This window comes from Sphaerisporangium sp. NPDC049457 (genome assembly GCF_055586705.1).
This window is the reverse complement of sequence record NZ_JBVJHR010000005.1, coordinates 26,634-39,872: the sequence shown is the minus strand read 5'-3', so window position 1 is coordinate 39,872 and position 13,239 is coordinate 26,634. Positions and strand designations below refer to the sequence as shown.

At 70.5% G+C, this 13,239-nt stretch carries 9 protein-coding genes and 1 tRNA gene; 3 read left to right on the top strand and 7 right to left on the bottom strand.

The features are described 5' to 3' along the window. Positions 1 to 4: 4 nt before the first annotated feature. The 7 genes from ACZ6QO_RS09500 to tmk form a co-directional block, all read right to left on the bottom strand. Positions 5 to 1,522, bottom strand: a complete 1,518-nt coding sequence (locus ACZ6QO_RS09500) for a sensor histidine kinase (protein WP_465849227.1) — start codon at positions 1,520 to 1,522, stop codon at positions 5 to 7. An 8-nt stretch (positions 1,523 to 1,530) separates the two neighbouring features. Further along, complete coding sequence (locus ACZ6QO_RS09495) at positions 1,531 to 2,211, bottom strand: response regulator transcription factor (protein ID WP_465849226.1); 681 nt, start codon at positions 2,209 to 2,211, stop codon at positions 1,531 to 1,533. Positions 2,212 to 2,454: 243 nt separating this feature from the next. Continuing rightward, positions 2,455 to 2,528, bottom strand: a tRNA-Thr gene (locus ACZ6QO_RS09490). A gap of 88 nt (positions 2,529 to 2,616) precedes the next feature. Further along, positions 2,617 to 4,197, bottom strand: coding sequence for an alpha/beta hydrolase (locus ACZ6QO_RS09485; RefSeq protein ID WP_465849225.1), 1,581 nt, complete (start codon positions 4,195 to 4,197; stop codon positions 2,617 to 2,619). A 445-nt stretch (positions 4,198 to 4,642) separates the two neighbouring features. After that, the gene (locus ACZ6QO_RS09480; RefSeq protein WP_465849685.1) at positions 4,643 to 5,458 is read right to left on the bottom strand and encodes a PSP1 domain-containing protein; all 816 of its coding nucleotides are present in this window, start codon (positions 5,456 to 5,458) and stop codon (positions 4,643 to 4,645) included. A 208-nt stretch (positions 5,459 to 5,666) separates the two neighbouring features. Then, positions 5,667 to 6,848 (bottom strand): DNA polymerase III subunit delta', encoded by a 1,182-nt coding sequence (locus ACZ6QO_RS09475; RefSeq protein ID WP_465849223.1) that lies wholly within the window; start codon positions 6,846 to 6,848, stop codon positions 5,667 to 5,669. Between the two features lie 235 nt (positions 6,849 to 7,083). Continuing rightward, positions 7,084 to 9,144, bottom strand: a complete 2,061-nt coding sequence (tmk, locus tag ACZ6QO_RS09470) for a dTMP kinase (RefSeq protein ID WP_465849222.1) — start codon at positions 9,142 to 9,144, stop codon at positions 7,084 to 7,086. A gap of 668 nt (positions 9,145 to 9,812) precedes the next feature. On the opposite strand from tmk, the gene efeU reads away from it, so the two are divergent. Genes efeU through efeB form a run of 3 tightly spaced genes read left to right on the top strand, consistent with a single transcriptional unit; the run spans position 9,813 to position 13,136 of the window. After that, complete coding sequence (gene efeU / locus ACZ6QO_RS09465) at positions 9,813 to 10,661, top strand: iron uptake transporter permease EfeU (protein ID WP_465849220.1); 849 nt, start codon at positions 9,813 to 9,815, stop codon at positions 10,659 to 10,661. Between the two features lie 59 nt (positions 10,662 to 10,720). Then, entirely contained in the window at positions 10,721 to 11,860 is a 1,140-nt protein-coding gene (efeO, locus tag ACZ6QO_RS09460) for an iron uptake system protein EfeO (RefSeq protein WP_465849218.1), read from the top strand. Between the two features lie 25 nt (positions 11,861 to 11,885). Continuing rightward, positions 11,886 to 13,136, top strand: coding sequence for an iron uptake transporter deferrochelatase/peroxidase subunit (efeB, locus tag ACZ6QO_RS09455; RefSeq protein ID WP_465849216.1), 1,251 nt, complete (start codon positions 11,886 to 11,888; stop codon positions 13,134 to 13,136). Positions 13,137 to 13,239: the final 103 nt, after the last annotated feature.

Sequence of the window (13,239 nt, the reverse complement as noted above, 5' to 3'; positions counted from 1 at the left end):
CGAGCTACCTCGGAGGCACCTCGGAATCGGCGAGCGGGAGCAGGACGCGGAAGGTGGCGCCCTCCCCCGGGGCGGTCTGGAGCTCGGCCCTGCCGCCGTGCGCCTTGACGATTCCGGCCACGATCGCGAGCCCGAGCCCTGCCCCGCCGTCGGAGCGAGAGCGGCTCTGGCTGACCCGGTAGAGCCGCTCGAAGACACGCGGAGCGTGGTCCTTGTGGATTCCCGGCCCGGTGTCGCACACCTCCAGCACCCCCAAGGTCCGCGGGCCGCGGAACTCGGCGCCGAGCGCGGCCACCGGTGCGGCGGCGGCCGTACCGGCGCCGACCCTGAGCGTGATGTCCGCGTCCTTCGGGGTGTGCGCGAGCGCGTTGGCCACCAGATTGGCCGCCACCTGCCGCAACCGGGCATCGTCGCCCAGCACCATGACCGGGCTCAGCGCCGAGTCGAGCCCGGTGAGCCGTATCCGCCGCTCGGGGTGACGTGCCCGCGCGTCACGTACCGTCTCGACCCCTATCTCCAGCAGATCGACGGGACGCCTGTCGAGGGGACGTTCCTCGTCAAGGCGGGCCAGCATGAGCAGGTCGTTCACCAGCAAGCCCATGCGCCCCGCCTCGTCCTCGATCCTGCGCATGGTCTCGTCCATCGGCGGTCCCGGCGGCGCGCCACCTCTGCGGTACAGCTCGGCGAAGCCCCGCACCGAGGTCAGCGGGGTACGGAGCTCGTGTGAGGCGTCGGCGAGGAACTGGCGCATCCGCGCCTCGGACTCGACCCGCGCGGCGATCTCCGCCTCGACCCGGTCGAGCATCACGTTCATCGCGACCCCGAGGCGACCCGGCTCGGTGTGCGGGCCGGTCACCGGCACCCGGCGGCCGAAGTCACCGGCGGAGATCAGCGCGGCGGTCTCCTCCATCCTGGTCAGGGGACGCATGCCGATGCGCACCAGAGCGGCGGCGGCCAGGCCGAGCAGCAGCAGCACCGCCGCCATGACACCTGCGTCGATGGCCATCAGCCACCGCCGCGTCGCCTCGACCTCGGCCAGCGAAGCCGTCACCACGACGGTCCCGCCGTCCGGGACGTCGACCGCCAGCACACGCCAGGACGGTCCGTCGATGCCGGGCACCGTGTACGGCTCGCCCCTCCGGAGCTTCTCCAAGGAGCCGAGGTCCGGCCGGTTCGAGGTCTGTCTTGAGAACTCGGCGGCCAGCTTCCCCCCGGGGGCGAAGAAGTAGAAGCCCCGCTCGCCGACCATCCTCTCGACGATCTTCCGCTCGCCCCCCGGCGCCCAGTCCACCTTCAGGCGGGGCTCGGACACCGGTGACGCCGACTCCTTGTCGCCCTTCATCATGATTTCCGACGTGGCGGTCGCCCCGGTGGCGTGGAGCTGATCGTCCAACCGTTTCACCAGGTAGTTCTGCAGCAGCGCCAGGCCGGCCGCGTTGGCCAGCACCAGCCCGACACCGGTCAGCGCCACCGCCGCCACCACCAACCGGGCTCGCAGGCTCCAGCGGCCAGGCGTTCTCACGCGTCCCCCTATCTCGGCAGCCGAAGCGTGTACCCGACCCCGCGCACGGTGTGGATCAGCGGGGGATCCCAGCGGTCGATCTTCTTGCGCAGGTAGTAGACGTAGGACTCGACGATGCTCGAGTCGCCGCCGAAGTCGTACCGCCAGACGCTGTCGAGGATCTGCGACTTGCTCACCACCCGTCCGGCGTTGGCGAGCAGGTAGGCCAGCAGGTTGAACTCGGTGGGCGACAGCTCCACCGAGACGCCGCCGCGCCGCACCTCGTGCGCGTCCGGGTCCAGCTCCACATCGGCGTACCTGAGCAGCCGGTCCTTGGACGGCCCCGCCGCCCGGCTCCGGCGCAGGATGGCCCTGATCCGCAGGACCACCTCCTCAAGGCTGAACGGCTTGGTGACGTAGTCGTCCGCGCCGAGGCTCAGCCCCTGCACCCTGTCCTCGACCGTGTCCCGCGCGGTCAGGAACAGCACGGGCACCGCGCCCAGCCTGCGCGCCACCTCGAACCCGTCCAGGTCGGGCAGCATCACGTCGAGCACCACGATGTCGGGCTCGAACGCCGCCGCGGCCCTCAACGCATCGTTTCCGCACTCCGCCGTCCGCACGTCGAACGACACCAGGCGCAGCGTCTGCGACAGCAGAGCGAGAATGTTCGGCTCGTCGTCCACGACGAGCACCTTGTCGGGCCGCTCCATAACCCCTACGTCTACCCGACCCACCTCAACGCCAGCTCAAAACACCTCACCCCGCACCCGCCGGGCTCCTCCACCAGGTGAGCCGGGGCGCCTGGCGCACGTTCGTCGACGGCCTACGCGCCGGCGCGTTCGATATCTGATCCTGACCGGGGATCTCGCACCGTCTCCCCTGTCAACGATCCCTGTCACACGAAAGACCCCCTGGAGATCATCTCCAGGGGGTCTTTGCTGGTCAGAGCACCGAGCCGCCTAAGGGAATCGAACCCTTGACCTACGCATTACGAGTGCGTCGCTCTGGCCGACTGAGCTAAGGCGGCGTGCTGCGCGAAGGGAGCCGCAGCGTGTGGAAGTCTACAGGTTTCCGGGCGTTCTTGCTCACGCCGCTGCCAGGCGGGCGATCGGCGGTCAGGTGACCTTGGGGCAGAGGGTGCCGGACTTGGGAGTGGTCTGGGTCAGCAGATAGCGGTCGACGGCGGCGTCGATGCAGGCGGAGCCGGTGCGGTAGGCCGTGTGGCCGTCGCCGTCGTAGCTGAGGAGCACGCCGGAGGACAGCTGCGAGGCCAGCGCCTTGGCCCACTCGTACGGCGTCGCGGGGTCGCGCTGGGTGCCGACGACCAGGATGGGAGGCGAGCCGGCGGCCCGCAGCGGCTTGTCTGCGCCCGTCGACTTGACCGGCCAGTATTCACACGGCAGGGAGCCCCACATCACGTACGCGCCGAAGTGCGGGGATTCCTTCTGCGCCGCGCGGGCGGCGTTCTCGTAGGCGGCGGTGTCGCGCGGGTACGGATGGTCCACGCAGTTGACGGCCATGTTGGCCTCGGTCTGGTTGGAGTAGCTGCCGTCCTGGTGCCGGTCGACCAGGATGTCGGCCAGCCTGAGCAGGATGGTGCCGTCGCCGCGGAAGGCCTGGCTGAGAGCGGTGCGCAGTACGGGCCAGGAACGCTTGTCGTAGAGGGCGGTCACGATGCCGAGGGTCGCCCACGACTCGTCGATCTTGCGGTCGTCGCCGGTGTTGTTGCGCAGCGGACGCTGGTCGGCGTTCTTGAGCAGGGTCGACAGCTGCGCGAGCGCCGAGTCGGTGTTCTTGGGAGAGAAGGGGCAGGAGGTCTGGTTGAAGCAGTCGGCGAGGAACGAGCGGAACGCCACCTCGAAGCCGCGCGCCTGGGCGGCGTTGACCGTCGGGACCGGCGCCAGGGCCGGGTCGATGGCGCCGTCCAGCACCAGGGCGCGGACCTTCTGCGGGAACAGGTCGGCGTAGACGGCGCCCAGGTACGTGCCGTACGACTTGCCCAGGTAGGTCATGCCCCGGTCGCCGAGTGCGGCGCGCAGGACGTCCATGTCGCGGGCCGCGTCCGCGGTGCCGACGTGCGGGAGGAGCTTGGCGGACTTGGCCTCGCACCCCTCAGCGAACTCCTTGGCGCCCTTGGCCAGCGCCTTGACCTCGGCCGAGTCGTCCGGGGTGCCGTCCAGGCCGATGAACTTGTCGAGCTGGGGGCCGGAGAGGCAGTGGACCGGCGCGGACTCGCCGACGCCGCGCGGGTCGAAGCCGACGGTGTCGAACCGGGACAGGATCGATGGTGTCAGCACGGTCTTGGCGGCGCGGGCGTACTCGATGCCGGATCCTCCCGGGCCGCCGGGGTTGAGGATGACGGAGCCGATGCGGTCTTTCCCGGTGGCGGGGAGGCGGATCACGCTGATCTGGATGCGGTCGCCGGACGGGTCGGCGTAGTCCAGCGGCACCTCGAGCTTGCCGCACTGGAAGTTGTCCTTGCACGGCGCCCACGTGATCTTCTGCGTGTAGAAGGGCGCGAGTGCGGCGGAGGGCGCCTTGGTGGCCTCTCCGCCGGCCTGTGTCGCGGCGGGGGGATCGGCCGGCGAACCGCCCGAGGAGCCGCCTGTTTCGCCCGTCGCCGAGCAGGCCGAGGCGAACAGCGTCGCCGCCACAAGTGCGGTGGCCGTACGGCTACCGCCGGAAAAGCGCATCATCGCGCCTACCCCTATCCCCCGTTGTAGAGCCTTTTCGTCGCGCCGGGCCTGCCTGCCCCGGTCGCCGATGGCCGGCGGACCCCTGTACCGTCCGGTCTGGCTGCCGTCCCCCGTACGCCCGCGCGATGATCAACCGCGCGGCGCTTACGTTGTACCCCGCCCCGGTGGCCTTTCACTCCTCGACGGTATCCGCTTCGCGGGGTGCTCCGCCGGGCTCCGCGCCCATCACGTATGAAGCCCCGCAGGTGCGGCATTTTCCCTGTGCGACTGTTGACCGGTTCTTGAACGGGGATCGACCTGTTGTGACATTCGGGGATACGGCCGCGGATTTCCATGCCACGCGTGCGCACAGGACGATCACCCCGCGCCCGGCCTTCGTGGGACTGCGTCGGCCTTCGAGTGAACGGCCGCCCGGTGGGCGCGCCGGGCGGGGAGGGTGAGTCGGCTACCCCTCGGTGTACATCGCGTCGTGCTGCTTGCGCGGGGCGCACACGCTGGCGCGGGAGCAGGCGCATCGGCGGCCGCCGTCGTTCAGGCGGACGACGACCGAGTCGGACGGCACGTTGTGCCCGACGACCGTGCCCTCCCCCTCGGGAGTGTCCACCGCCAGGCCCACACGCGGGGCTGAGGCGCGGAACTCCTGGTACAGCGGGTGCTCGTACTTCAGGCAGCACATCAGCCGGCCGCACGCCCCGGCGATGCGCAGGGGATTGACCGGAAGATCCTGGTCCTTGGCCATACGGACGGAGACGGGTTCGAAGTCCTTGAGGAACGTGGCGCAGCACAGGTCGCGGCCGCAGGGGCCGATGCCGCCCTGCAGGCGGGCCTCGTCGCGCGGGCCGATCTGCCGCAGCTCCACACGGGCCCGCAGGTTGCGGGCGAGATCGCGGACGAGCGCGCGGAAGTCCACCCGGTGCGGAGCGGAGAAGTACACCGTGTAGACGTTCTCGGCGTCGAGGTAGTCGACGCCGACGATCTTCATGGGCAGTTCGTGCCGCTTGATGAGGCGCTTGGACACGCTGCGGGCCTCGGCGCGCCGGCGCCGGTTGCCCTCGTCCCGCTCGACGTGCTGCTCGCCGGCCATGCCCGCGCAGACGGGCAGGCCTTCGATGTCGTCACTGACCCACTGCGGCGCCCAGACGCATTCGGCCACCTCGGGTCCTGCGTCGGTCGGGACGAGGACCTTGTCGCCGACCTTGGGAGTGTGCTCGCCCGGATCGAGGTAGTAGAGCCTTCCGTAACGGGTGAAACTCACCGCCATGATCATGCCCACGGAACGCCTCCGCCTCCTCGCCGTCTCGTCCGAATACGGCAGCACTCACGCGCTTCCGGCCCACATTACGCGCCAATCGGACGCGAGAGTCAACCATTCGTTCCAGCGCAGCTCAGGAGGTGATCAGGAGGTGAGGCGTCGGGGACGACCGCGACCACAGGACCGTCCCGATTTTCGCGAGGGCCGCGGTCGCACGTCAGAGGTGGGGGTGCCAGAGGGAGATGGTCATGGCCTCGACGGCGATCTGGGGGTTGACGTTCGTGGCCAGCCGTTCGCGGCAGAGCATGATGGCGTCGATGCGGCGCAAGGTGTCCTCAGGGGAGCTCGACCGTGCCAGCGCGGCGAGGTCGTTCCTGCGGTCTTCGGTGGACAGCTCGACCTCGGCCCCGAACTGCACGGCGAGGACGTCGCGGTAGAAGGAGACCAGGTCCAGGAGCGCGGCGTCCAAGGAGTCGCGCTTGATGCGCGTCGCGCGTGACTTCTGGCGGTCCTCCAGCTCTTTGACCGCCCCGGCGCCGCCCCGCACCAGCCCTCTGTTGAGCCCCTTGCCCGACGAGCCCTCGCCGTAGATCTTGCGCAGCTCGGTGGTCTCGGCCTCGTTGAGGTGGGAGGTGGCCTCCTCGGCGTCCTCAGCCGAGGTCTTGACCAGGCGTTCGGCGGCGTCGACGCACTCGCCGACGCCGGTGAGCGAGCGCGGCAGCGACAGGACGGCCTCGCGCCGGCGCCGTACCTCTTCGTCGAGGGCGAGCCGTCGCGCCCGCTCGACGTGCCCTTGGGTGGCCCGCGCCGCGAACTCGGCCATCTCGGGCGGCACGTTGTCGCGCGTGGCGAGCACGTGCGCGACGGCGGCCGTGGACGGAGTGCGCAGCGTCACCACCCGGCAGCGGGACCGGATGGTGATGACCATGTCGTCGGGCGATGGCGCGCACAGCAGCCACACCGTACGCGGGGGCGGCTCTTCGATGGCTTTGAGCAGCGCGTTCGCCGCGGCCTCCGTGGAGCGGTCGGCGTCCTCGAAGAGGATGACCCGCCACCGGCCGAGCGTCGGAGCCCCCGCCGCCCGCAGCACCAGCTCGCGCGTCTGCTTGACGCTGTAGGACAGCCCTTCGGGCCGCACGGTCTCGACGTCGGGATGGGAGCCGATGGCGACCTGGTGGCACATGTCGCAGTGGCCGCACCCCTGGTCGGGGCACAGCAGTGCCGAGGCGAACGCCCGCGCCGCCTCTGACCGGCCCGACCCGGGCGGGCCGGTGAACAGCCAGGCGTGCGTCATGCCGGCCCCGCGCCCTCCTTTGAGGGCGTCGGCGGCGGCCGCCGCGGCGCGCCCCAGCACGCCCGCCGCCTCGTCCTGACCGACCAGGTCGTCGAAGACTGTCACGCACGCCAGACTAGCCGCGCCCGGCTCCGGAGGTGAGCCATGGCGAGCCGCCTGTGGACAACTGCCCGAGAGAGGCGACCGCCGGTGGACAACTGCCCGGGAAAGGCGACCGGCTGTGGCGGACCCCATGGAGACGAGCCCTTCTGCTGACGACGGCCCAGAGACGGCTTTCAGAGGAGCAGGCCTGTAGGAGGTCATCCATCTGCGGCCGGAGAAGCCAGGGGAATCAGTGGAGTCAGTCGCGGATGGCGGGCATCGTGCCGGTGATGGCCTCGGTCTCCTGAGGGACCGGGTCGGGCAGGATCTCGCGGATGCGGTCCTGGATCAGCACGGAGATCTCCTCCTGCGTGCGCTGCCCGTCGACCACGAGGTACCGGTCGGGCTCGGCGGCGGCCAGCGCCCGGAACTCCCGGCGCACCCGCTCGTGGAACTGCAGCGGCTCGGCCTCGATGCGGTCGGCGGGCGACGCCATCCGGGTCAGCCCCACCGACGGCGGCACGTCGATCAGGACGGTGAGGTCGGGGACGAGCCCTCCGGTGGCCCAGGAGTTCACCTTGGCGACGTCCTGCTGGTCCAGCTCGCGGCCGGCCCCCTGGTAGGCCAGCGAGGAGTCGACGTATCGGTCGCAGACCACCATCGCGCCGCGGTGCAGGGCCGGCCTGATGACCTTCTCGACGTGCTCGGCGCGGTCGGCCGCGTACAGCAGGGTCTCGGACCGCGCGGACAGGCCCTGGTGCGTCGAGTCGAGCAGGATCGCCCGCAGCCGCATGCCGACCTTGGTGGAACCCGGCTCGCGGGTCTGGACCACGTCGAAGCCCTGGTCGCGCAGCCAGATGGCGATCAGCCTCGACTGGGTGGTCTTGCCCGACCCCTCGCCCCCCTCGAAGGCGATGAACATGCCGCGCTCCTGCTCGGCGGGCTCAGGGGCGTACCGCTCGCCGCGGACGGCGGCCATCAGGTCGGAGGCGATGGGCACGTCGCGCCGGTCGTCCATGTGGCGCAGCGCGAGCGCGCCGACGACGATCGCGACCAGCGCCCCGATCAGCATGACGAGGTTCGGGCCGTCGAAGTCGTAGTCGAGGCCGGCGCCGACCGAGACGACGTGCTCGCCGAAGACGCCGGCGAGGGCGGGGGCGACCGCGACCACGAGCAGCAGCGTCACCCTGGCCATGGACTGCAGGAAGGAGAACGTGCGGCCGCGGATGCCGTCCTCGACCTCCAGGCCGATCAGCGTGTACCCGATGATCCAGGCGATGCCGGCGCAGGCGCCGAGCGCGACCACCAGCATGACGACGATCACGAGGTTGTGGATCAGCGCGGTGCCGGCCAGGACGACGCCCGCCGTGACGATCGCCAGCCCGAACAGGCGCCGCCGGGACAGCTCGCGCAGCAGGCGGGGGCCGAAGAAGATGCCGAGGGCCATGCCGACGAAGACCGCGGCGAAGACCGTGCCGTACGCGGCGTCGCCGCCGCCGAGCGTGACGACGTACATCTTGGCGACGCCGATGACCGCGCCGCCGGCGGCGAACGCGCCGAGCATGCCGATGACCAGCCCGCGGACCATGCGGTTGGCGCCGACGTAGCGCCAGCCGTCGATGATCTGCCGGAACACCGACGGGGCCGCGACGGTGGCGGTGTGGCCCCTGGGGATGCTCCGCAGTGTGAAGATCAGGAACGCGGAGACCAGGTAGGCGACGGCGTTGACGATCAGCGCGGGATGGGCGGGCTCCCAGGCCATGCTGGGGACGGCCTTGCCGAGCACCTCGACGCTCACCGACAGCACGGCGAACAGCGCCGCGGCGACCGGCGCGGTGCCGTACGTGACCAGCAGGTTGAGCTGGTTGGCCTCCTCCAGCCGGTCCTTGGGCACGAGGTTCGGGACCGTGGCGTCCTTGGCGGGCACCCAGAACAGGTTGACGCACTCGACCAGGAGCGTCGCGATGATGATCCACTGGTAGCTGCCGACCAGCGGGATCGACAGCACCAGCGCGAAGCGCGCCAGGTCGGCGAGGAACATGGTGAGGCGCCGGTCGAACCGGTCGGCGAACGCGCCCGCGAGCGGCCCGAGCACGATGGCGGGCAGCATCTTGACGATGAAGACGCCGCCGATGGCGAGGCTCTGCGCCTTGTAGCCCGCGCCCTGGGTCAGGTACGCGGCGAACGCGGTGATCGCGATGATGTTGAGCCAGTCACCCAGGCTGCAGACCGCCATGGCCGTCCACAGCCGACGGAATGGGGCGTTCGCCAGCACGTGGGTGGGTCTGCGACGCGAGGCGGACCGGCCGGAGGTGGTCATGATGTCAGCGTATCCAGGTGCTCGCTTGGCATGGAGTGGATCGAACGCAAGACGGATTCGCCCGCCTGTTCCACACCTGAGGGTATTACCTCCCCCACGTCCCTCGCAGGCAAGATGTGGCGAAATGTAGGACAGGTTCCTGGTTGGATCGACCCCTGTCCCGGCGCGCCGCCCCGGCCCTCACATCGACTCTCCCGGTCCTCGCGTCGGCTCCATCCGGCGTACGCGCCGGAGCCGTCGCGATATGGCCGATATGGCCGAAGTCGCCGGCATGGCATGGGCACGGCGTCCCGGCGACGCGCATGCCCGCCGGAGCCCCGACAGGCCGGCTCACCGGCACCGAACGGCACTCGAGCCAGTCAACTGTCACCCCGGAGCCACGCGGACGCCTCCTCGACGCCTCCTCCCCGCTGAACGCGGCCTCGCCGGGCGATGACGTTGCGCGGAACGCGTGCCGCGTGCCCGCCCTGCTCCGCGCCTCGTCTCCGCCGGCATTCTTTGCCCGCGCCCGCGCGTTCCCGCGCCGGACTCGGGGAATCGTGCGCGACACGGGGGCCGCTCGCGGCGGCACCCGGAGAGACGCCCCAGCCGTCGGCCGCGCCCCTTGCCAAGGCTAAGGTAAGTCTGTCCTAATTTAGGTAAGGCTAAGCAAGCATCAGGGAGCAGCGGTGTTCGCCAGTTATCTCATCGGTCTGCGCGAGGGCCTTGAGGCGACCCTTGTCGTGTCCATCCTGGTCGCCTTCCTCGTCAAGAGCGACCGGCGGGACCGGCTGCCGCTCGTATGGGGCGGAGTGGCCGCCGCCGTCGCCCTGTCCGTCGGCTTCGGCGCGCTGCTGACCTTCACCGCCGCCAACCTCGACTCACGCTCGCACGAGCTCTTCGACGCGATCGCATCGCTGGCCGCCACCGTGTTCGTCACCTTCATGATCTTCTGGATGCGGACGGCGGCCCGCCGCATGTCCGGCGACCTGCGCGCCAAGCTCACCGAGGCGCTCAACCTCGGCGCGACCGCCGTGGTCGTGATGGCCTTCCTCGCCGTCGCGCGCGAGGGCCTGGAGACCGCGCTGCTCTTCTTCGCCGCCGCCCAGGGCGCCACCACCAGCGCCTCTCCGCTCATCGGCATCCTCCTCGGCCTCGCGACCGCCGTCGTGCTCGGCTGGGCGCTGTACGCGAGCGCGCTGCGCATCAACCTCACCAAGTTCTTCACCTGGACCGGCCTGCTGCTGATCATCGTGGCGGCGGGCATCTTCAAGTACGGCGTCCACGACCTCATCGAGGCCGGCGTGGCGCAGGTGCTGACCGGTCCCGCGTTCGACCTGTCGGGCGCCCTCCCGCCGGACGCCTGGTACACCACCCTGCTGAACGGCATGTTCAACTTCACCCCGCAGCCCAGCGTCCTGGAGACGATCGCCTGGGTGGCCTACCTGGTGCCCGTGCTGGTGCTCTTCCTGGTGCCGCCCCGCAAGAAGGACGTCACCCGCGCCCCGTCCGCGGCCGCCGCCTCCACCTCGTCGTGATCACGTCTCGCACCGTGATCCGTCCCGCACACCTCGACACCTTCGTGAACTGGAGAAACATGCGTACCCCCCTCGTCCTCACCGCTGGCGCGCTGGCCTTGGCGGGGCTCACCGCGTGTTCGTCGACGGACGGCGGCGGCGACTCGGCCGCCCAGGCCGGGGGCAAGCCCGGGAAGATCAGCGTCGCCGCCTCCGACACCGACTGCAAGGTCTCCGTGACCGACCTGCCCGCCGGGACCTCGACGTTCGCCGTGACCAACGGCGGCAGCAAGGTCACCGAGTTCTACGTCTACGCGGCGGGCGACCGCGTCATGGGAGAGGTCGAGAACATCGTCCCCGGCCTCACCCGCGAGGTGCTGATCGAACTGCCCGCCGGCGTCTACGAGACGGCCTGCAAGCCCGGCATGATCGGCAAGGGCATCCGCAACCCGCTGAAGGTCAGCGGCGCCGCCGTCCCGCTCAGCGACGACGCCAAGCTCGCCAAGGCCGGCAGCGACTACCAGCGGTACGTCAAGAGCCAGACCGACGCGCTGCTCACCAAGACCCAGGAGTTCGTGGACGCCGTCAAGGCGGGCGACGCGGACAAGGCCAAGTCGCTGTTCCCGATCGCGCGGACGTACTGGGAGCGCATCGAGCCGGTCGCCGAGAGCTTCGGCGACCTCGACCCCGCCATCGACGCCCGCGAGGGCGATCTGGCCAAGGGCGAAGAGTGGACCGGCTTCCACAAGATCGAGAAGGACCTCTGGATCACCAAGGACATCAGCAAGGACGGCCCCGTCGCCGACAAGCTGATGACCGACGTGAAGAAGATCGTCGAGCTGGCCAACACCGATAAGGTCCCCCCGCTCAAGCTCGCCAACGGCGCGAAGGAGCTCCTGGACGAGGTCGCGACCGGCAAGATCACCGGCGAGGAGGACCGCTACTCGCACACCGACCTGTGGGACTTCGCGGCCAACCTCGAAGGATCGCAGGCGGCCGTCGCCGCGCTGCGCCCCGTGCTGGACGAGCGCGACCCCGCCCTCGCCAAGTCCCTCGACGAGAAGTTCGCCGCCGCCGAGTCCACCCTGGAGAAGCACCGCGACGGTGACGGGTGGAAGCTGCACACCGAACTGTCCAAGGAGGAGCTGAAGGAGCTCTCCGACGCCATCAACGCCCTGGCCGAGCCGATCAGCAAGGTCGCCGCGGTGGTGGCCAGGTGACCGGCTTCCTCGGGAGGGGGACACGATGACCCAGATCAACCGGCGCAAGCTGCTCGGCATCGGCGCCGCGGGCGTGGCAGCCGCCGGCGCCGGCGCGTTCGCCACCCGCACCGTGATGGAGGGCCCGGCCCCCGCGGCGGCCGCCTCCACCTCAGACCCGGTGTCCTTCTACGGCGAGCACCAGGCCGGCATCGTCACCCCCGCGCAGGACCGCCTGCACTTCGTCAGCTTCGACGTCATCACCAAGAAGCGCGACGAACTGGTCGAGGTGCTGCAGGAGTGGACGGCGGCGGCCGCGCGGATGACCCAGGGCAAGGACGCGGGCACGTTCGGCGCGGTCGGCGGCGCGATCGAGGCCCCGCCGGACGACACCGGCGAGGCGCTCGGCCTGCCCGCGTCCGGCCTGACGATCACCATCGGCTTCGGGGCGTCGCTGTTCGACGACCGGTTCGGCCTGGCCGCGAAGAAGCCCTCCGCCCTGGCCGACCTGCCGAAGTTCCCCGGTGAGGACCTGCGGCCCGAGATCTCCGGCGGCGACATCTGCATCCAGGCGTGCGCCCACGACCCCCAGGTCGCCGTGCACGCGGTGCGCAACCTGGCCCGCATCGGCTTCGGCAAGGTCTCGGTCCGCTGGTCCCAGCTCGGCTTCGGCCGCACGTCCTCCACCTCGCGCTCCCAGGCCACCCCGCGCAACCTCATGGGGTTCAAGGACGGCACCAACAACCTCAAGCTCGAGGACGCGGCCATGCTCAGGGACAACCTGTGGGTGGCCCCCGGGGACGGCCCCGCGTGGATGGCCGGCGGCAGCTACATGGTCACCCGCAAGATCCGCATGAACATCGAGACGTGGGACCGGACCTCGCTGTCGGAGCAGCAGGAGATCTTCGGCCGCGACAAGGGCGAGGGCGCGCCGCTGGGCAAGAAGAAGGAGTTCGACGAGATCGACTTCGCCGCCAAGAAACCCGACGGCACGCCGGTGATCCCGATGGACTCCCACATCAGGCTCGCCCACCCCTCCACGCACGGCGGCGCCCACCTGCTGCGCCGCGGCTACAACTACGTGGACGGCTCCGACGGGCTCGGACGGCTGGACGCCGGGCTGTTCTTCATCTCCTACCAGCGCGACGCGCACAAGCAGTTCGTCCCGGTCCAGATGGAGCTGGCGCGCAAGGACAAGCTGAACGAGTACATCAAGCACATCTCCAGCGGCCTGTTCGCCTGCCCGCCGGGCCTGCGCGACGCGGGCGACTACTGGGGCCGCTCCCTGTTCGCCTGACCGGCACGACGTGAAGGGGGGGGGGGGGGGGGGGGGGGGGGGGGGGGGGAGCCCCCCCCCGGGGGGGGGGGGGGCGTTTGCTTCCTTCCGGCTGGAGCATATG